The organism is Halioglobus japonicus (genome assembly GCF_001983995.1).
GTDB lineage: Bacteria > Pseudomonadota > Gammaproteobacteria > Pseudomonadales > Halieaceae > Halioglobus > Halioglobus japonicus.
Genome location: NZ_CP019450.1, coordinates 599,236 through 618,577, shown reverse-complemented (window position 1 = coordinate 618,577; position 19,342 = coordinate 599,236). Strand labels below are relative to the sequence as shown.

Sequence of the window (19,342 nt, the reverse complement as noted above, 5' to 3'; positions counted from 1 at the left end):
CTTGCCGGAGAATCTATTGCTGTGATGAACATTGCTTCGCTGTCGCGAATACACATTGATAATGTGCGAAATCTTCAGCAGGTGAAGATCGATACTTTGCGCAAGGTGAATGTATTTTATGGGCCAAATGGCAGCGGAAAAACCAGCATCCTGGAGGCGATACATTTACTGGGTATGGCGCGTTCCTTTCGCGGAAGCATCAAGTCCCTGATTACACACGGCCAGAGTCAGACGACGGTGTTTGGTGAACTGCAGCCCGGCAGTCTGCCTCTGGGCATACAGCGCGAGCTGACCGGAGATGTAACTCTTAAGCTCGGTGGTCGGCCGGTGCGAACTGTTGCCGCTATGGCAGAGCAGTTGCCCATACAAGTCATTAATGCCGACAGCTTTGACCTTTTAACTGGGTCACCTTCAGCTCGTCGGCAGTATCTCGACTGGGGTGTGTTCCACGTGGAACATCGTTTCTTTGACCAGTGGCAGCGCTTTCAGCGGGGTATAAAACAGCGCAATATGCTGCTCCGCCGTGGTAAACTATCCCCTGAGGAACTCGCCGTATGGACCCGTGAACTGGCGGCCTGCGGCGAGATAATAACGACCTATCGCAGAGCCTATTTCGAACTGCTTGAGCCGCGGTTTCAGGCCATTATTGCGCAGTTGGCCCCTTCCTTGGCAGGGCTGGAATTGCGCTTTCGACAGGGTTGGGACAAGCAGCTGTCATATATCCGGGCGCTGGAAAACAGTGAACCCTCTGACCGTGAGCAGTGCTACACCCACGTGGGCCCTCAGCGTGCGGATATCAGAGTATTGATCGGTGGACACTTGGCTGCAGATACCTTGTCCAGGGGCCAGCAAAAGCTGGTGGTTTGTGGTCTGAAGCTTGCCCAGGGGCAGTTGTTAACTGAGAAAGGACGAGGGCGTTGTACTTACCTCGTGGACGACCTGCCCTCAGAGCTGGATCAACAACATTGTCGCCTCGTGTGTGAGCAGTTGGCGGGAATGAAAGCCCAGGTATTTATCACCTGTGTGGACAGCGAAGATGTCGCCGCGGTTTGGCCCGTGGCAGACGGGGACGAATTTACCATGTTCCACGTGGAACATGGTGGAGTATCAGCCGTTGAAGCGCGGTGATCTCGTTATAAATAGAAGCAATCTTGAGAGTGATTCATGAGCGAAGAACAAAATTACGATTCCTCCAGTATTAAGGTACTGAAAGGCCTTGATGCGGTGCGCAAGCGCCCCGGAATGTACATCGGTGATACTGATGACGGTACCGGCCTGCACCACATGGTGTTTGAGATCGTGGATAACTCCATTGATGAGGCCCTTGCTGGCCACTGCAGCAAGATTGAAATCGTTATTCACCCGGATGAATCGGTGACCGTTAGCGATGATGGACGCGGTATTCCCACCGAGATGCACGATGAAGGCGTCTCTGCGGCGGAAGTTATCATGACCGTACTGCATGCCGGGGGTAAGTTCGACGACAATACCTATAAGGTATCCGGTGGTCTGCACGGTGTTGGTGTGTCTGTGGTTAACGCCCTCTCCTCCAAATTGACCCTGACAATTCGTCGCGAAGGCAAGCTCTACGAGCAGGTATACCGCCATGGTGTGCCCGATGAGCCTCTGGCCGTGATTGGCGACACCGATACATCCGGTACCGCCATTCGTTTCCACCCCTCTTCTGAGACGTTCACCAACATCGAGTTCCACTTTGACCAGCTCGCCAAGCGTTTGCGGGAACTGGCTTTCCTGAACTCCGGTGTTTGCATTGTGCTGAAAGACGAGCGCAGTGGTAATGAAGAAACATATAACTACGAAGGCGGCCTGAACGCCTTTGTCGATTACCTGAATCAGAACAAAACCCCCATCAACAAGGCCTTTTACTTCCAGGTCGATATGGATGAAGGCATTGGTGTTGAGGTGGCGTTGCAGTGGAACGATTCGTTCCAGGAAAGCATTCTCTGCTACACCAACAATATTCCCCAGCGTGATGGCGGTACCCATTTGGCGGGCTTCCGTGCAGCACTGACCCGAAACCTCAATGCTTATATCGAGAAAGAAGGCCTGGCCAAAAAAGCCACGGTATCCACAACCGGTGACGATGCCCGGGAAGGCCTGACCGCTGTGATCTCGGTGAAAGTTCCGGATCCCAAGTTTTCCAGCCAGACTAAGGACAAACTGGTTTCTTCCGAGGTTAAAACGGCGGTTGAGCAGGCGATGAACGCCCGCTTTGCCGAGTATCTGCTGGAAAACCCCCAGGAAGCTAAAGCGGTTGTCGGTAAGATGCTGGATGCGGCCCGTGCCCGTGAAGCGGCGCGTAAAGCGCGCGAGATGACCCGGCGTAAGGGTGCGCTGGATATTGCGGGGCTGCCGGGCAAGCTGGCTGACTGTCAGGAGAAGGACCCTGCCCTGTCGGAACTCTACCTGGTAGAGGGTGACTCGGCGGGTGGTTCAGCCAAACAGGGCCGGAACCGTAAGTACCAGGCGATTCTGCCCTTGAAAGGTAAGATTCTGAACGTCGAGAAGGCCCGTTTTGACAAGATGCTGGGCTCGGCAGAAGTTGGCACGATTGTCACCGCTCTGGGTTGCGGTATTGGCAAGGAAGAATTTGATCCTGACAAGCTGCGTTACCACAGTATCATCATCATGACCGACGCTGATGTTGACGGATCTCACATCCGTACGCTGCTCCTGACCTTCTTCTTCCGTCAGATGCGTGAATTGATTGAGCGCGGCCACGTGTATATTGCCCAGCCACCGCTGTACAAAATCGCTCGTGGCAAGCAGCACCAGTATCTCAAGGACGACGAAGCACTTAATCAGTACCTGACCCAGTCAGCCCTGGAGAGCGCATCGATCTTTGTTAATCCCGATGCCCCGGCCATTTCCGGTGAAGGCCTGCAGGCGCTGGTAGACCAATACCGTGACGTCGCTGCGACCATTGATCGTTTGAGCCGTCTGTATGCCCCGGATGTTCTGTGGCAAACGGTTTACGGTGATTCTCTCACCCAGGAAGAGATGCGCGAAGAAGCCAAGGTCACTGCTTTCGCAGAGACTTTGAGTGAGCGCTTACTCACCGTTGCACCCAAGGGTAGCAGCTACTCTGTAGTAGTGCGCAAGGACACCGAGCGCAGCCTGTTCTTCCCCGTTGTGAAGCTGTTGGCTCACGGCGTGGAATCTGAAACCGAGTATCACCACGAGTTTTTTGGTTCCGGCGAGTATCGCAGCATGGTGGAACTGGGTAACACCCTGAATAACTTGATCGAAGAAGAGGGTTACTTCCAGCGCGGTGAAAAAGTGTTTAACACCCAGAGCTTTGCCGAAGGCCTGGACTGGCTGATGAACGAGGCGCGTCGCGGCTACAGCATTCAGCGCTATAAGGGCCTGGGTGAGATGAACCCGGAGCAGCTGTGGGAAACCACAATGGATCCAGAGGTGCGCCGGATGCTGCAGGTGTCCATTGAGGACGCGATTGCCGCCGACCAGATCTTCACCACCCTAATGGGTGATCAGGTAGAGCCGCGACGCGATTTCATCGAAGAGAATGCCCTGTCGGTAGCTAACCTGGACGTATAATGTTGCGCTCTATTATCAAGCCGAAACGCGGCTCACTATTGTTGCGTTGTCAGTTAAACTCCGGGTGGAAACAGACATAGCAGCACTGCTATATCAACTGCATGGAAGGCAGCGCCTTGTCTCAAAGAACAGAATAGCAAACAGGGGCAATACCATGAGCATCAAGCACGCATGGGCGGCGATTTCATCGCTGACCCTCTCTTCAGTCGCATTCGCGCAAACAAGCGGTACCCTGACATATGGGCCTGCGTCAGTGACCGCTGCGCCGACTCCCGTTGATTCGGTTGCACCGGCAGTGCCCGTGCCGATTCCTTCGCTGCTGTTGATACCGCTTGGCGTCTTGATGGCGGTGATAGGTTATCGCGTATTGCGCGGCCCGCAGGGGCGTAAATTATTGAGTGTAATGTTACTGGGGGCGGGTCTAACCCTGAGTGCACTGGGCAGCCTGAACATTCCCCAGGCATTGGCGAGTATGCTTGAACTGGACAACCCTGAAGGCGGAGTCATTGAGCTACCCGACGATCCGGTGGAAATCAGTAATACCTCAGGTGTGGCACTGAAGCTAGATGCCATTAGCATTGAATCCAGTTGTATTTCTCAGGACCCAGTTAATGAGTGTTCGTCGGGCCAGATACTTGAAGCTGGTGATAGCTGCATGATCGAAAACGCCTGTGTCTCGGAGTTTCAAAAAGTGGTATTTGTGACGAGCGAGACTTACACGGGCGACTTGCGGGAAAATGGTCAGGGAACAGGTCTCGAAGGAGCGGACGCGAAGTGCAACGCCCTTGCCGTTGAGGCCAATCTCCCAGGCGAGTTCAAAGCGTGGTTATCTGATAGCACCGTTGACGTCAGGGATCGTTTTATACAGAGCTCGGTCCCTTACGTCGACATTCCCGGTAGTATCTTCGCTGATGACTTCCAAAGTTTAGTATCTGGTTCGTTTCGTGTCCCAATCCGATACACGGAGATAAGTACTAGAGTCTCTACCGTGCCCCTTGTCTGGACTGGCTCTACAACCATCGGCACCGTCACTGTCGGCGCCACTTGCGACGGTTGGGAGACGCCGTTAGATGTTTCTTCCGGTATGCTAGGTGGCACAGGCCTACTCACAGCCGAATGGACAGTTGCCCGCGAGAACCCATGTTCAGGTAGCGCCCGCTTATACTGTTTCGAGCAATGAAGGATAGCGCCACACGGCACGTCACGTCACGGTGCGGGTGACGGTCTGCTCGTGGCCCCGGTGAGGGCTTTCTGTTCGACCAGCACCTGCGTCCCGGGTAAACCCGCACACACCCAACGCCACCAGCGTGTTGCGTAGGCCCCAATGCGGGCTTGGCCCGCACCTTGCTCATAAAGCTGGGTGATTCGCTCACGAAAGCGCGCGATGGTGTCCTTGGCTGGCGTCACGCCAGCACGGGTGTGGTGGTAGCCCAGAAACGTAAAGCCCCGGTCTATCTTGCCCACCCAGGTTTTGTCTGGATGGGTGCTGAGTTTGAGCTGCTGCAAGGTCTGCTGGATTAGGCGAATACCCCGCCTGAGTTGGTGACGGCGAGGCGTCATGATGACCCAGTCATCCATGTAACGCACATAGGCAATGCCAGCGCGGTCCATCACATCATCCAATGGCTTGAGATAGATGGCCGCTAACAGCGGACTCAGTTGGTTACAGTCGGTCCCCGCAAAGCCGCTGCGCTTGGTAAGCGGTCACTAAACGAACCCAGTCAAAGCGCAAACCGCTTGTAAGTAATGCGTTGAAATCTTTGGGAAGTTAAGTCGGGGCTCAGAACTGAGCCCAACTTGAAAGATGGTGCCCGGAGACAGAATCGAACTGCCGACACGGGGATTTTCAATTTGGCTGACAATTTTAAATACTATTTAGAATCAGCCAGTTACGCCGCTTGCCCATTTCTAACTGTGACTTGGTAGCACTGAATAATTGATTGTGTGACATGATGTAGTCACAATTTGGGAACGTCCGCTTTCGTCCACAAAGCGGACGTGAAGTGTGTATCAGACAAACATCCTCTCCGCTCAAAAATGAGCGCCCCGTGCTTCTAAAATCCGCGTGTAACGGCCATAATTTAAAAGAAAGCTTTGGTTGGTTAATATTATTGGGCAGAATCGCGGCTCAGTATTAATGCGTTGTCAGTTAAACTCAGGGTTCAAACAGATATAGAAGCACTACAACATTAGGCGCATTGAAGGCAGAGCTTTCTCCAAAGAAAAAGACTGTAAACAGGGGCAATAGCATGAGCATCAAACATGCATGGGCGGCGATTTCATCGCTGACACTTTCTTCAGTCGCATTCGCGCAAACAAGCGGTACCCTGACATATGGACCTGCGCCAGTGAGCTCTGCACCGGCAGTGCCCGTGCCGATTCCATCGTTGCTGTTGATACCGCTTGCCGTCTTGATGGCGGTGATAGGTTATCGCACATTGCGCGGCCCGCAGGGGCGTAAATTATTGAGTGTGATGTTATTGGGGGCGGGTCTAACCCTGAGCGCACTTGGCAGTCTGAACATTCCCCAGGCATTGGCGAGTATGCTTGAGCTGGACAACCCTGAAGGCGGAGTCATTAATCTACCTATCGTCCCGGCGGAAATCAGTAATACCTCAGGTGTAGCGCTGAAGCTGGGTACTTTGAGCATTGATCGCAGCTGTACTTCTAAGGCCCCATCCACCACACAATGCGAGAGTGACCTCATCCTTGAATCGGGTGAGAGTTGCGCCGTCGATTACGACTGTAAGAAGGTTGTTTTCCTTACGAGTACCCTTCAAGACGGTAATTTGGGAGGCTTAGCCGGTGCAGACGCGATTTGCCAAAATCGTGCGGCAGACGCCGGTTTACAAAACCCCGACAATTACAAAGCATGGTTGTCTGATAGCGCCGTTTCCGTTGCGGATCGATTTGCTCAGAGTGAGTACCCGTACGTCCGTACAGACGGAACGGTCCATGCCAACGACTGGGACGACCTCTTAAATTGCGAGGTTGATCTATCCCAAATTGTCCTCGCCCCTAATTGTCCTGAGATCGAGTATGATGAATATGGAGAATTCGTGCCCGCTCTTGGCACTTTCCTTAATCAAGATTCAGCGGGCAACAGCTTCACTGTGAAGGTTGGCTACTGGGACTATACAGCGCCTAACGGTGAGAGCGAGTTCAATACACTAAATTGCAACGACTGGACACGCCCACAAGATTTCACCGACGCACAGTGGGATGCCCAAGATGGATCCATCGGTGATTTCGGCAGAGCCCGCGCTTTGTCTGTGATCAGGGCGTCTTGTAGCGCTGAAGCCCCACTTTTGTGTTTCGAACAATAATGCTGTCCCAAACCCGATCGTCATAGTGCGGGTGATAGTCTGTCCGTAGCCCCGGTGAGGGCTTTCTGTTCGACCAGCACCTGCGTCCCGGGTAAACCTGCGCACACCCAACGCCACCAGCGTGTTGCGTAGGCCCCAATGCGGGCTTGGCCCGCACCTTGCTCATAAAGCTGGGTGATTCGCTCACGAAAACGCGCGATGGTGTCTTTGGCTGGCGTCACGCCAGCACGGGTGTGGTGGTGGCTCAAAAACGCGAACCCCCGGTTTTATAACGCTGAGCCGGAGCGATATGATCTATGAGACTATAAAGCCGTCGAGAAAACAATTTGGTCAACGTCCGGTTTTGGCCCCAAAGCTGACACTGGATTCCCGCCTTCGCGGGAATGACGGGAAGTGGCCCCTTAGCTGCCCCTGGGGAATGTGGTAAGTTTGAGGGCAAATAACGTCCACAAAGCTGCCATTCACGTTGAAAAGGATTTTCGATGCACGTAACACAGTTTTCTTTCCTCACCCGGATGGCAGGCTTAGATGAACCCTGCCATTGAGAAGCTAGAAGACTATCTGGCCGAGCTTCAATCCACTGAAGCATCTGGCTCGATAGCCGACAGGGCTGACCACATAGGGTTAATCAATAGAATTGACACCGCAATTCAGCAATTAGAACTATGCGAGAGTTACGGCATAACGGGTGGTTCCAAGTTCTTTTCGCTGCCAGGTACTGGTGATCCAAACTATGACAATTATGTCGTTGCACATGATTGTGAGTCACATAGGCCTGAGAATTGGGAGGAAGTTCTCTTTGATGGAAGATCAATCAGACTTCAACAGGGCGACCTGGTCATCCAGAAATGACAGCTTTTGGCCCCAAAGCTGCCTTTCAATGGGAGATATTCTTGTAGTGCAAGAGAGTATGTGTCAGCTCCCGTTGGCCTCATATAGATCATGAGTCCAATGTTGCTTATTCTGGGGGTCGTGTATTTTGCCAGTTACTTCCCTGGTTCCATTGGCATACTCGCTATTGCGGGTGTTGAAGAAAGGCGTGTCACCCGTGCCGCCAACTTCGGGTGCATGATTGCAGCTCTACAGATTGCGCCTCCAGCACTCCTGGCGATGATGATGGGAGATATTGGGTTCGTTCTGGGCACTACTGTTAGCTTGGTGGGATCGTATTTCTATGTTGCGAGTGTGCTCAACATAACCTGGTACAAGAACATTGGAATCGTCATATTATTGCCAATGCTGTCCACGATTATTGCGGGGGCCGTGTACTTGATGATTTTTCGACTAGTGGGTTGACCAGTTGTGCTGTTGTCCAAAGATGTAGCGGAACCAACATCGACGAATGTCTGCTTCTGGCCCCAAAGCTGCCCTCGGCAATAGACTAACCTTCTGGAATTCATGATTTCAGCTGTCGTTGACGTTCTCTTGTTTTGCATCATCGCCTATGGTCTTTTTCAATGGTGCCTGGTCTTCTATCACATGGTTGCTCTCACTAAGCACTACAAAGACGATATTGATCCATGGAGCTGGCGTACAGGCTTCAATCCATTCAATGGGTTAGTCTCATTCGGTTGGCTGAAGCCAGAAGGGAGGATACATGCGAAGAAGTGCTGGTTTGCGATTGGAAAATTCGTTCTTATAGTTAGTGTTCCTTGGCTGTTAGCCATACTCTTGAGAGCATTGACCGGTGTTGATCTGTTGGAAATGGCGTAATTCTAATGCCTGCTCTTGGCCCCAAAGCAGACACTGGATTCCCGCATTCGCGGGAATGACGGGAACTGGCCCCAAAGCGGACGTTCGACTATCAGCGATCAATGTCCCCTTTGAGGTGAAAGCGGGCATTCATCGCTACTAGTAACACTAATTTTTTGGCAAATATCGTGCGAAACTTGGATGCACTCCTTCTCGCTAATATTTGGAAAAGAAGCAATAAAAACACCGCCTTGGCGATTTCACCGTGTCCACTTAGATGGCGATCCAACATCTTGTAGTAAAATTTACTTTTTGGATGGATGCAGACTCGTCTCTTCAGATGATGACGGAGTCTTTAGGTGTCGAACTTAAGCCAGGGTTCGCCGGCTAACTAATACCCCTCAGTGTCATGCTGTTTCTAAGAATTCTCAGCCGGCGTGATTGACGCCACGGACTCCATTTGATGAACGCGCACTTGGCCAGATTGACTATCGTATACGATGACGTACAGGCTGGTAGTGCCAAGCAATATCACACTACGACTATCGGCTTTCTCAGACAGCGTCAAAAAAACTTCGTAACCGTTGCCTTCGAGCACGTCCTCCGCTTCTGCATAAGCGAAAAAAGCGATATAGAAACACAGAAAACCAAAGAAGGAGGCTACGGTCAGTCTGTAGTGTCCTTGTGCAGTAGCTGGGAAGAAAAAGAATACGCGTTCATAAAACCTTATGTACCAGGGTTTCTTTTTCCCCACATAGCCTTGGCTAAGTCGCGCGTTGTATCGCGCTAACGCATCATTTATCGAGACAGCTATGGTGATGGCGACGATGGCAACGATGATATCCGGCCTTCTGATCGGCGTTACCAGTATGTCTTCCAGCGACACAAGCTTTAGGATATCAACATTGAATCGCCCGTAGAAAATGCCGAGGTACGCCATGCTGGAGATGATCAAAATCAGATAGGCAAACGTAATGGCCAGCCCCGTCGATTCTTTCACAAACTTGATGACGTGACCCAGGGTATTTCTTTCCTGCAACTTATTGCCCTCAGTTTTTGCTCAGCAGGATAGATCGCCAGCATAAGTAACCTTTCTGTTCTTCCACCGCTATCTCACCAATCCTATGACACTACCGCGCACCAAATTAATAAACTGATATCGCCGCCAGCAATGGGGCGCGCTTTGTAGGTAACAGCCTGAAATGCGGCTGCGCGCACTATTATAGAGCACAATTAGGCGCATGGGGCTTTCTGCATGTCAGCTGCTAATACTGACTCCAGCTAACAGCCGCTTTCCCAAAGAACAGAACCTGGGGGCAGCATATGGAAGACATTGTTAGCGATTTGCGTCATCGGCAATTGCACAACTTCTTGCTGCGCTCGGCTGCGTTGAAACCTGAGGCGCTCTATTTGCTGTCCCCTACAGAGCTGGCAGGTAGAAGGCACAAAGTACTGCCATTACAAGACTGAGTGGCTGTAGGTACACAAGAGGTATCTAAAACTCGCCGCAAAAAAACTCGGATGGCAACAGGATTAGTCTATGTTAGAGGACACTAAATTCCGCAGCCTGCATGGCGATCCTAATTTGCTTCAGCTGCTATTTGATACGATCCCTACGCTAGTGTTCGTCAAGGACAGACAAGGGCGCTTCGTTTTTGCCAATATTGAATCGCCTCGGGTAGCTGTTGCCGCTTGGCAGGCTGAATAACTTTTTAAGCCCGCGGCGATTCCTTTTACTCAATCCGCTCCTTCTCGATAGCAAGTGCGGCCTGACAGGCTACCCACGTCGAAAGTCAGGTCTCCCCCTGAACAATTGTGTAGCGTGAGACCACGAGTTTACAGGCGAGCTCCGCTGGCTGACAGTCGCTTCTGAAGATCTCCCTACGTTTTGTGCCGGCCGATATGGTGTGTGCCCAACAGGCCGCAGAATACTAACAATGCAAAAAGTGACCCAATGGAGTTGACGGGAACCGGTACGGCGGCCTCGCTAATGGCCACTTCTATGTGCTCGAAGTTCGCCCAACGGTAGGTCTGACCATCAATGTCAACACTGCCGGCGGCCGGGTTAGCTGCGCTCAAAGCCTGGCGCGCGAGATCGGCCTGCAGACGGGGCAGCCTGAGGGAAAAACGCAGTATATCGGTTCCGCCATCGTCCCCGCTTTCTTCGTCACCATTAATGATACTGTTTAATGCTATAGGTCCGGCGATGTCCACTCGGTCGCTGCCATTGCCGCCACTAACAGCAGCGCCGCTGGTGGCTGGTACGGTAATAGAACCGCCGCTAAGGATGATGCTGTCGTTACCGCCTTCCGCCGCAATGCCGTAGTCGCGGAATCGAGTCCCCGTTACCGTAATAGAGCCTGCGCTCATGATGATGGTGTCATCGCCTCCGTTGGCGTCGATACCATCGCCGCCGCTTACGATAGTAACGCCACGAAGTTCGATCTGGTTGCCGCCGGCCACTGTGCTGGCGTCACCGGCGTCGACGCCATCATCACCGCATTGTAACGTGCCTTCTTGTAGCACTGCCGTATCTGCGTCATCGCCCAGACCTATGCAGTCATCATCAAGACTGGAAACCTCTCCGCCTGCCATGGTCAGGCTGTCATTTCCTGCACCCAGGACAATCGTATCTTCCGCAATGGCGCGGTTGATGGACGCGCCAGGCAAAATGGTAAGCGTGTCACGAAACAGTGTACCGTCAAAGCCGTTGGGTTCCGCGCCGTCGCAGGCGACGACTTGACCGCCTTCCGGGGTCGCACCAGTCACATCGCAGGTGGCTGCGGCGCTAATTGGGCAGAGCGTGAGAGCCAGAACGGCGACGTGTTTAAGTGTAATCTGCATGGATTGATCTTCTTGGTATTTGTCCCTTGGTGAGTGAATTATTACCTGGGAGTTCAGCTCTGGCAAATCGCTCAATGCAACATCCCTTAGCTCCGTTAACAGCGCTGGGGAATCTTATTTCTAGATGGCGTAGACGTCTATTGCGGTCGCAGGCCCCTCGATTCCATCGCGTCAAAGCACAGGATAAAAACGAGCTGGAGGACTTGGTTCAGCTGATCAGTCAGCGCGTAGGTCTCTGCCTAGAGCGACAGGCCTTGCTGGAACAGAACACCGAAGGTGGTGGGCGTAGGCGGGAAGAAAGCGTATGGCCAAGCCTCGCTATTACTATCCGGGTTAGAAGCCCTATCGCGTGATCTACATGGAAGATCCCTTTGGGAGTATTCTGGAGATCTAAAACCACAGCTACGAGCTTATCTACAGCGCCGAGTCTTATTGAATCGCCCCGAGTAGCTATTGCCACTTGGCGGGCTGAATAACTTTTTAAGCCAGCGGCGATTCCTTTTACTCAATCCGCTACATCTCGATAGCAAACGCGGCCTGAACGGCTACGCTGTTTGCTGTGCGTTGCAAAAACCACCCAGCAGCAATCTGCCGGGAGCATTTGCTGCGTACTCGCTTCAATACCCACAAGGAACGCAACATAATGAAAACACGCGTTGTTGTCTGGGGCACCGGTAATGTCGGCCGCCCCGCTATTCGTGCAGTACACAGTCATGCCAATCTCGACCTGGTGGGCGTAGTTGTCGCCAGTGAAAGCAAGGTCGGGCAAGATGCGGGCACCATTGCCGGTATCGAAACTGTCGGCGTGCTGGCGACCAATGACTGGCCGGCCCTTCGCGACGCTGGTGTAGACGCGGTCGTCTATACCGCTACCGCTGATATTCGCCCTGAGGCTGCGCTTGCGGACTTACTTGACTGCCTTGGCAACGGCATTGATGTAGTAAGTACTTCGTTCCATCCCCTGCTCTATCCGCCGGCGGCCCCGGCTGAATTGGTGGACATGATTGAGCAGGCCTGTCAGGCGGGTAATAGCTCGCTGTTTGTGTCGGGCATTGATCCGGGTTGGGTGATGGACGCCCTGCCCTTGTTTGCCAGTGCCATGTCGTCAGATATTGAAGAGATTCGCACCCGGGAAATCTTCAATTACGCGCTCTACGACCAGCCTGAAGTGGTCCGGGATGTGATTGGTTTTGGTACCTCCATGGATGAGACACCGCCCATGCTGCTGGATTTCTCGCTGCGGCTGGTTTGGGAGGGCATGGTCCGTGTGGTTGCCGAGGGTCTTGGCCAGACGGTCGATGAAGTTGTTACCCACGTGGAACGGCGTCCGCTGGAAAAAGATGTTCATGTTGAACAAATGGGTCTGTTTGAAGCCGGCACTCAGGGGGCGTTCCGTTTTGAAGTGGCAGCGCTGTGCGGGGGGCAACAACGGTTTGTGGTGGAGCATGTTACCCGTATAGATGAAGACTGCGCGCCAGACTGGCCCTACCCGCCCGAGGGCCAGGGTGTGCACCAGGTCATTATCAAGGGCTCGCCCTGCGTGACCCTGTCGGTGCATGGTGAGGATCCGGTAGAGCCCGGCGCTGCGGGTGGCGGCAATGCCACGGCGGCATGCCGGGTCGTTAACGCCATCGAGGCGGTGCGAGCGGCGCGCACAGGTGTGCTGTCCACCCTGGACCTGCCGTCCATGGACGGCGCGGCCCAGATGCGCGCCTGATCAGAACGAGTAAGCGAACTCCAGCCCGTACATGCGCGGCGGGCTGTATACCACCCCGGCGGTCTGGGTGACATCTACCAACGGTACACCACCGACGATATAGCGCTCATCCGTGAGGTTGGTACCGAAGGCGGTGAGGCGCATGTTCTCATCGTTGGAGAGCCAGGTGAGGCGTGCGGAAAAGTCTTCCTGGTCGTTGAGGTAAAGCCCTGACAGGCAGCTGCTGCGGTCGAAGCAGTTATCCACATCCTGCCGATAAGACCAGGCGCCCATAGCGACAATGTCGCCGATGCTGGTATCCCAGGTGTACTGGGCAGCGAGATAGTAGATCGCCTCTGGCAGGCGCGGCAGGTTTTCGTCGGAGCGGTCGACCGGGCAGGTCATTACATCACCGGTACCCACGGTGACCACATCGCATTCAGCCGGTGCCCCGCCCTCCGGGATCGAGAGAATCCGGTCATCGTTGTACTCCTTGATTTCGCCGTCATTGAAAGTAATGTTGGCCATGATCTGCAGATTTTCGGTGGGCAGGTACATGGTTTCGAATTCAACGCCCGCGATGCGAGACGACTCAGCGTTAATCAGGGACCCGGCAATGCGTCCATCAACAGGGTTAATCTTTACCGTGGTGAGCTGGCGGTCCTCATAGTCGGTGTAGAACAGCGCCATATTGATGCGCAGCTGACGGTCCAGTGTGTCGATCTTCAGGCCCAGCTCATAGTTCCATACTTCCTCGGGGTCGTATCGTTCCATCAGTCCGGTCTCAATATCCAGGGTGTCGCTGATGCCGCCTGACAGGAAGCCATTGGTTGCCGACAGGTACGCCGACCCCCCGGAGATGAAGCCAGATTCACCAAAGCTATATTGCAGGCTGGCCATTGGGGTAACGGCCGAGTCGTCGACCTTATCCTCCTGATCTGCCAGCGGGTCGTCCGGAACAACGTAACCGTGATTGGGGTTAAAGGTTTCGGGGCCGCTGGGGAACAGCACAAACTGCTCGGACACAATGTTGCTGGCGTCTCCGGTCGTAGCGATCTGAGAGATATCCGCTACCCGGAAAGAACGGGTAAGCTCCCTCTCCTCTTCGGTATATCGCAGGCCCAGCGTGAGGCGCCAGTCATCGTGAAAACTCCAGTCCGCCTGGCCAAAGGCCGACCACGCCGTGTTCTTGGAGGTCAGGCTGGTGTGCGATGCCGTGTAGTAGGCCACATTGGGAATAAACAGTGCACCGAAGAACGGGCCCGAGGGCTCTACCCGCGGACCCGAGTCGGAATCTTCCCAGAACCCGTACAAACCCACCACGTACTCAAGCGAGTCGTCAAAGACTGAGCCGGAGAATTGGAACTCCTGGCTGTAGGCGTCGGTGATGTAGTCGTCGGCAAACGGCTCGTCGTAGTTGGTGCGCACCAGCACCGGTATGCCAATGGCATCGATCTCCTGGGAGAACCCGGATTCGGTTTTCCGCCAGGCGGTGATGCTCTTGAAACTGTGATCTTCGAACTCCCAGTCGACGGTCAGGCCCAGAGTATTGGTCTCCGCGCGATAACCGGGACGGTCCAGGTCGGCCTGGACGTTATCAATGCCCAGGCTGTTGTTCTCTGCACACCACTCCTGAATGGTCTGGCCGGTGGAGGGGACGATGATGAAGGAGTTTTGCAGGTCCGCCTGCCAGCCCGACCCGGGAACAGAATCCACCACCTCGCAGTCCATGCCGCGGGCAGACTGGTCAGTTTCCGAGTACATGTAGTTGAGGTCAAAGACGAGGTTGTCGCTGGCGTTGTAGCGCAGCTGGGCCTGGGCACCTTTGCGATCAATATCGTTGAATTCCTGGCCGTCGGTAATGTCGGGGTTGCCGTTGGCGCGATTGGTGACGTAGCCGTCCCGGCTATTGCTGTAAATCGAGAATCGCGATAGCAGGGTGTCGCCGATTAACGGCAGGTTGCCGGTAAGCTTGGCAGTGAACTGATCATAGTTGCCTGCCATCAGTTCTGCGTGGCCAGACAACTCCTCCGTGGGCTTATTGGTGGTATAGAGCACAGCGCCACCCGTCGTGTTTTTTCCAAATAGAGTTCCTTGTGGTCCGCGTAATACTTGCACCGATTGCAGGTCAACATTGTCCAGCACCGCGCCGGAGGTCCGCGAGACATAGATTCCATCCAGGTAAATTCCCACCCCGGAATCAAAATTCACCCCTTCATTGCGCGCGCCAATGCCGCGGATGTAGATGCTGCCGGTGCCCGTTGATCCATTGCCGTCATAGACATCGACATTTGGCGCGACCTTACGCAGATCGGAAATATCGCGCACACCGAGTTCTTCCATGGCCCTGGCGGACAAGGCAGTGACGGCGATTGGTGTTTCCTGCAGCGATTCTTCCCGTTTTCGGGCGGTGACAATCACTTCTTCGAGGACCATTTGCGCCTGGGCGCTAAGGGGAATGACGGCGGCGGTGCTAGCAGCCACGGCCAGTGAGACGGTTGTAGCAGTTGAGCGAACCTTATGCATTACAGAACCCTTTATTCGTATTTTTGGGGTGCGTGTATATGACTATCTTAACTAAGACATGCCTGTTTTATACATTACACTTTTATTAAGTAGATCCCCCGTCGCTTTCGTCGCTGCAATTCATCTCAGCCAGCCTGCAACTCGTCCTGTAACCCCCGCGGTTCGGCGAAACACGGTTTTTCTCTCCGGCTTTTCCTCCTAACTTAGTTCCCAACACCAACGCAGAACGGGTCTGGGTTGGTTCAAGAAGAAAGGCCATTGGGCCTGTAGGGAGAAACGCCATGAACCGTATCGTTACTAAAAACATTCTGTCCGCTGCCGCCATTGCCGTGACTGCGGGCCTGTCATTCAACGTCGCCGCCGAGAACATCGACGAGACTCTGGTCGAGGCATCCCAGGTGCCCAGCAAGAGCGTATCCTTCACCCGCGCCGAACTCGCTACTGAAGAAGGTCGCCTGGCGGTTGAGAACCGTATTCGCGAAGCGGCCGAAGATGTGTGTGGCCCCATGGATTACCACCGCGCCGGCGGCCTGGCTGGCGTCGCGGACAGCCGTGAGTGTCTCGACAATGCCGTCGATGCAGCGATGAGCCAGATCGGTGCTGACCAGGTTGCTGCTATCGACTAATACCAGTCCTGACCCCTGCTACCCCTGGTGGGGGTCACCAGGGGCGCTGTTGCGGAGCGGCGCCCCTTTTCTAGTTACAGGAAGTAGGTGGTGCGGCGGCTGTGTCTGCCACAGGAGTGCGACAGTTTGCCGAGGCCAGGGATGGTCATCTATTGACAAGCTGATATCCCGACTCCGGTCTAATCCGACCTTCAGCGCATAATCTCTATAACGTCCCTGGTGAACTTTTTACGCTGTTTTGGTCGCAAATGGTCTCAAAATGGGCGCGATGCTTGGGCAAGTAGTAGAGCCAGACGGCGTAGGAGAGCAGTCAGGAGGGAATCGGTGACGCCTATAGGTGTTCATCAGCCGATTCTATCAATTGTAGGTAGTTAACTTGGCAATATCGTCAAAGGTAATTGGTAGAAGGATGGAGCGATCAGCGTTGATCTGCGGCCATCTGCTTTCGAAATGTCGCTAACATGCGGTTCCGAGCGGTGTCTTCGTGTCGGCAGTTCTGCGCGTAGCCTGGCGAGGTGGATCAAGTAGCGGAAAGTCGTACCGGACTAAGCACTGAGTAGTCGCGATCATCCCTGCACATCGGCCTCGGCAATAGTTTTTCCTATCGTGCACGCTGGATTGAGCGGATGCCTGTCAACGTTCTAAAAATGGCATATCAGTGATTCCTGCGACGCGGTGTCGGGACATGGTGCGCGTCGATAGGGAAGTGCTGGCGTATAAAAAGTTGACGTCTGATCGGCGCTGTCGGTGCCGATTGCAATCTCTGGGGGAGGTAATGCCGATGTCTGGGAAAAACTGCTTTTACACTTCAGTACTGATGCCGCTGGCAGTGATGCTTTCGCTGACCACGCAGGTCGTCTCTGCTGCGGATGGTCAATGGACCGTGCCTATTTGTGGCGCGCCCAATAGTATCAAACCAGGTTGGGTGCCCCATGGTGATCCGCTGGCGAATGGCACGGCGACCATCACGAGTCAGAACAGCCTGATTACTGTAGATATTGATCTGGGTGAGCAGCGCTACTATGCGCACCATGCACACCTATACTCCACGAGCAACGGCTATCTTGAGGGTAGCGTTGATGTCGGTCACTCAACTGTATGCTGGGCTTATGATAACGAAACGCCCAATAACCCACTGACCGCGCCCTATAACGAAAAGTCACTATCGATAGCCAATTGGCCGGGCCGGGCAGCTACGCTGCGGACTGGTACAAAGGCTACATCGACATGATTCCTGAGGATGGTGGCGACTGGTACATCATGGTGCATATGCTTGGTGGCCATTTTGCTGTTGACGAAGATGGCCACCTCATCCCATGGGACGCCTCAGTACACGAGGTCATGGGACGTGATTCGGTCGCCGGCAACTGGGATGGCGAAAATGATGTGAGCGTGGGTTGCAATGCACGTATGGGCCGTCGCCTTGGCGACACCAGCGTGGAGACCGGATCCTGCCTTGCTGGAACCAATGGAAGTTATACGCATGTAGACGCTCCATTTCTCGACCAGAACGGGGTGGCCTGGCTAGATGAGAACGGCGAACTGACTCAGGCAGCCATTGATCATGGTTACGATTTGGACACTGAGTATCTTTACTTCGCATTTGCAGACGAAGGTATATCCGCACAGTACGGCGGCCCTGAGGGCGGTGCTGGCGGATTCTTGAACCCAGAAAATCAGGATCCAAATCGCTGCTTACAGTGGCCGCCGGCCGGGTGGGGAGCCCCGCATGGTCATGGTCCCGATGAAGTGCCACCAACGCTTGTGCTCAACGGGCCTGCAAGTATCGGGGTCATGCAGTTCTCGATCTACGACGATCCTGGCGCTGCGGCTTTTGACGATCGGGACGGTGATATTTCCGATTCGATACAAGTGATGAGTGGCGTAGATACGTCAGTGCTTGGCACGTACACGGTGTCTTACCTGGTCAGCGACGAGGCAGGCAATTCCGCCACTGCTTCCCGCACAGTTACCGTGAGTGAATACGTCGATCTAGTGCCGCCCTCGATCAACCTGATCGGAGCGGCGGATCTGGAAATTGACTTTGGTGCTACTTTTGAAGATCCCGGCGCCACCGCTTTTGATAACGATGATGGCGATCTGACGGGCCAGATTCAGGTAGAGGGCGTTGTTGATAGCGACGTATCTGGGAATTATTTCCTGGTGTACTCTGTCAACGATGCTGCGGGTAACACTGCAACAGTCAGTCGTCTGGTGACCGTGCTACCTGAGCCGGGACTGACATTGATCCCGGCTTCGCCTGTTTTTGCTCCGGGCGAGGAAATCGTCATTGCCTACACAGAAGGTACTGGCAGCAACCGCGACTGGATCGGCATTTACGAGGCAGGTGAGGAGCCTGAAAGCGGCAGTTCACATAACAACTATCTCGCTTGGGCCTACACAAACGGCAGTGAAGGTAGTGAGTCCTTTGATTCGTTGCCCGAAGGCGACTATACGGCGATTTTGTTTTCAGATGATAGCTGGGATTTCTACGGCGATTCTGCCAGCTTCTCCGTAGGGCAGGCGCCTGATGTGACGCCGCCGGTTATTGTTCTTAACGGCCCTAGTGCCATGACACTGGATTATGGAGCCGCTTACAGCGAGCCAGGAGCATCAGCAACTGATGACGTAGACGGTAATCTAACCGACGCGATCACGATAGCTGGTGCAGTGGACACCAGTCTCGCGGGTGAATACGTTTTGACCTACAGTGTGGTTGATAGCGCCGGTAATTCATCCAGCACGGCACGTGTTGTTACAGTCAGTGCAGCACCTGAGGTGGATACTGTAACAGGTAACTGGGTGAAATATATCGTCAACAAAGACAAGCTGACGATTATTGCGTCGAGTTCCGCTGGTAATCCCGCAGATGGCATTACGCTGAGCGTCGATGGTTACGGTGATATGGGTCCGCACGGCAACAAGGAGAACCGCTGGAAGTTGGTGATTAGAAATATAGGTGCAAGTAATGTACCGGAGACAGTGACGATCAGATCATCTCTGGGCGGCGTGGCAACCGTAGAAGTAACAGAGAAACTCTGAGCGAAGCATTG

16 protein-coding genes are annotated in these 19,342 nt (G+C 53.9%); 12 read left to right on the top strand and 4 right to left on the bottom strand.

Annotation, left to right across the window (positions count from 1 at the left end):
* Positions 1-24: 24 nt before the first annotated feature.
* The 3 genes from recF (at position 25) to BST95_RS02930 (ending at position 4,759) form a co-directional block, all read left to right on the top strand.
* Positions 25-1,128, top strand: coding sequence for a DNA replication/repair protein RecF (gene recF, locus BST95_RS02940; protein ID WP_084198101.1), 1,104 nt, complete (start codon positions 25-27; stop codon positions 1,126-1,128).
* 36 nt (positions 1,129-1,164) lie between these two features.
* On the top strand, positions 1,165-3,579 hold the full coding sequence (gene gyrB, locus BST95_RS02935) for a DNA topoisomerase (ATP-hydrolyzing) subunit B (RefSeq protein WP_084198100.1): 2,415 nt from the start codon (positions 1,165-1,167) through the stop codon (positions 3,577-3,579).
* Positions 3,580-3,733: 154 nt separating this feature from the next.
* On the top strand, positions 3,734-4,759 hold the full coding sequence (locus BST95_RS02930) for a midcut-by-XrtH protein (protein ID WP_084198099.1): 1,026 nt from the start codon (positions 3,734-3,736) through the stop codon (positions 4,757-4,759).
* Positions 4,760-4,785: 26 nt separating this feature from the next.
* On the opposite strand, the gene BST95_RS02925 is transcribed toward BST95_RS02930, so the two are convergent.
* Positions 4,786-5,229, bottom strand: a complete 444-nt coding sequence (locus tag BST95_RS02925) for a reverse transcriptase domain-containing protein (RefSeq protein ID WP_276205928.1) — start codon at positions 5,227-5,229, stop codon at positions 4,786-4,788.
* Positions 5,230-5,828: 599 nt separating this feature from the next.
* Here BST95_RS02925 and BST95_RS02920 point away from each other — a divergent pair.
* The 4 genes from BST95_RS02920 to BST95_RS02905 all read left to right on the top strand — a co-directional run bounded on the left by BST95_RS02920 (position 5,829) and on the right by BST95_RS02905 (position 8,618).
* Positions 5,829-6,905 (top strand): midcut-by-XrtH protein, encoded by a 1,077-nt coding sequence (locus BST95_RS02920; protein WP_102106308.1) that lies wholly within the window; start codon positions 5,829-5,831, stop codon positions 6,903-6,905.
* 528 nt (positions 6,906-7,433) lie between these two features.
* Positions 7,434-7,757 (top strand): hypothetical protein, encoded by a 324-nt coding sequence (locus tag BST95_RS02915; RefSeq protein ID WP_084198096.1) that lies wholly within the window; start codon positions 7,434-7,436, stop codon positions 7,755-7,757.
* 99 nt (positions 7,758-7,856) lie between these two features.
* Positions 7,857-8,201: a hypothetical protein gene (locus BST95_RS02910; RefSeq protein ID WP_084198095.1), complete on the top strand. Its 345-nt coding sequence runs from the start codon at positions 7,857-7,859 to the stop codon at positions 8,199-8,201.
* Positions 8,202-8,303: 102 nt separating this feature from the next.
* Positions 8,304-8,618, top strand: a complete 315-nt coding sequence (locus BST95_RS02905) for a hypothetical protein (RefSeq protein ID WP_084198094.1) — start codon at positions 8,304-8,306, stop codon at positions 8,616-8,618.
* A gap of 397 nt (positions 8,619-9,015) precedes the next feature.
* Here the strand turns inward: BST95_RS02905 and BST95_RS02900 are convergent, their stop codons facing one another.
* Positions 9,016-9,636: a hypothetical protein gene (locus BST95_RS02900; protein ID WP_084198093.1), complete on the bottom strand. Its 621-nt coding sequence runs from the start codon at positions 9,634-9,636 to the stop codon at positions 9,016-9,018.
* Between the two features lie 501 nt (positions 9,637-10,137).
* On the opposite strand from BST95_RS02900, the gene BST95_RS19590 reads away from it, so the two are divergent.
* The gene (locus BST95_RS19590) at positions 10,138-10,305 is read left to right on the top strand and encodes a hypothetical protein (protein WP_157114446.1); all 168 of its coding nucleotides are present in this window, start codon (positions 10,138-10,140) and stop codon (positions 10,303-10,305) included.
* Between the two features lie 173 nt (positions 10,306-10,478).
* Here BST95_RS19590 and BST95_RS02895 read toward each other — a convergent pair whose 3' ends face one another.
* Positions 10,479-11,441, bottom strand: coding sequence for a hypothetical protein (locus tag BST95_RS02895; protein ID WP_084198092.1), 963 nt, complete (start codon positions 11,439-11,441; stop codon positions 10,479-10,481).
* 643 nt (positions 11,442-12,084) lie between these two features.
* Between BST95_RS02895 and BST95_RS02890 the strand changes: the two genes are divergently transcribed.
* The gene (locus BST95_RS02890) at positions 12,085-13,158 is read left to right on the top strand and encodes an NAD(P)H-dependent amine dehydrogenase family protein (RefSeq protein ID WP_084201029.1); all 1,074 of its coding nucleotides are present in this window, start codon (positions 12,085-12,087) and stop codon (positions 13,156-13,158) included.
* On the opposite strand, the gene BST95_RS02885 is transcribed toward BST95_RS02890, so the two are convergent.
* Positions 13,159-15,663, bottom strand: coding sequence for a TonB-dependent receptor (locus tag BST95_RS02885; RefSeq protein WP_084198091.1), 2,505 nt, complete (start codon positions 15,661-15,663; stop codon positions 13,159-13,161). It lies immediately after the preceding gene.
* Positions 15,664-15,944: 281 nt separating this feature from the next.
* Here BST95_RS02885 and BST95_RS02880 point away from each other — a divergent pair, with 281 nt between their 5' ends.
* The 3 genes from BST95_RS02880 (at position 15,945) to BST95_RS02870 (ending at position 19,331) form a co-directional block, all read left to right on the top strand.
* Positions 15,945-16,289, top strand: coding sequence for a UrcA family protein (locus tag BST95_RS02880; protein WP_084198090.1), 345 nt, complete (start codon positions 15,945-15,947; stop codon positions 16,287-16,289).
* 685 nt (positions 16,290-16,974) lie between these two features.
* Positions 16,975-17,520 (top strand): hypothetical protein, encoded by a 546-nt coding sequence (locus tag BST95_RS02875; RefSeq protein ID WP_157114445.1) that lies wholly within the window; start codon positions 16,975-16,977, stop codon positions 17,518-17,520.
* Positions 17,517-19,331, top strand: a complete 1,815-nt coding sequence (locus BST95_RS02870) for an immunoglobulin-like domain-containing protein (RefSeq protein WP_084198088.1) — start codon at positions 17,517-17,519, stop codon at positions 19,329-19,331. Before BST95_RS02875 ends, BST95_RS02870 begins: the two co-directional genes overlap by 4 nt.
* The last annotated feature ends 11 nt before the right edge of the window (positions 19,332-19,342 follow it).

Excerpts from the sequence above, each read along its gene's own strand:
- recF (WP_084198101.1), top strand. The coding sequence starts at position 25 with ATGAACATTGCTTCGCTGTCGCGAATACACATTGATAATGTGCGAAAT.
- gyrB (WP_084198100.1), top strand. The coding sequence starts at position 1,165 with ATGAGCGAAGAACAAAATTACGATTCCTCCAGTATTAAGGTACTGAAA.
- BST95_RS02930 (WP_084198099.1), top strand. The coding sequence starts at position 3,734 with ATGAGCATCAAGCACGCATGGGCGGCGATTTCATCGCTGACCCTCTCT.
- BST95_RS02920 (WP_102106308.1), top strand. The coding sequence starts at position 5,829 with ATGAGCATCAAACATGCATGGGCGGCGATTTCATCGCTGACACTTTCT.
- BST95_RS02915 (WP_084198096.1), top strand. The coding sequence starts at position 7,434 with ATGAACCCTGCCATTGAGAAGCTAGAAGACTATCTGGCCGAGCTTCAA.
- BST95_RS02910 (WP_084198095.1), top strand. The coding sequence starts at position 7,857 with ATGTTGCTTATTCTGGGGGTCGTGTATTTTGCCAGTTACTTCCCTGGT.
- BST95_RS02905 (WP_084198094.1), top strand. The coding sequence starts at position 8,304 with ATGATTTCAGCTGTCGTTGACGTTCTCTTGTTTTGCATCATCGCCTAT.
- BST95_RS19590 (WP_157114446.1), top strand. The coding sequence starts at position 10,138 with ATGTTAGAGGACACTAAATTCCGCAGCCTGCATGGCGATCCTAATTTG.
- BST95_RS02895 (WP_084198092.1), bottom strand. The coding sequence starts at position 11,441 with ATGCAGATTACACTTAAACACGTCGCCGTTCTGGCTCTCACGCTCTGC.
- BST95_RS02890 (WP_084201029.1), top strand. The coding sequence starts at position 12,085 with ATGAAAACACGCGTTGTTGTCTGGGGCACCGGTAATGTCGGCCGCCCC.
- BST95_RS02885 (WP_084198091.1), bottom strand. The coding sequence starts at position 15,663 with ATGCATAAGGTTCGCTCAACTGCTACAACCGTCTCACTGGCCGTGGCT.
- BST95_RS02880 (WP_084198090.1), top strand. The coding sequence starts at position 15,945 with ATGAACCGTATCGTTACTAAAAACATTCTGTCCGCTGCCGCCATTGCC.
- BST95_RS02875 (WP_157114445.1), top strand. The coding sequence starts at position 16,975 with ATGGTGCGCGTCGATAGGGAAGTGCTGGCGTATAAAAAGTTGACGTCT.
- BST95_RS02870 (WP_084198088.1), top strand. The coding sequence starts at position 17,517 with ATGATTCCTGAGGATGGTGGCGACTGGTACATCATGGTGCATATGCTT.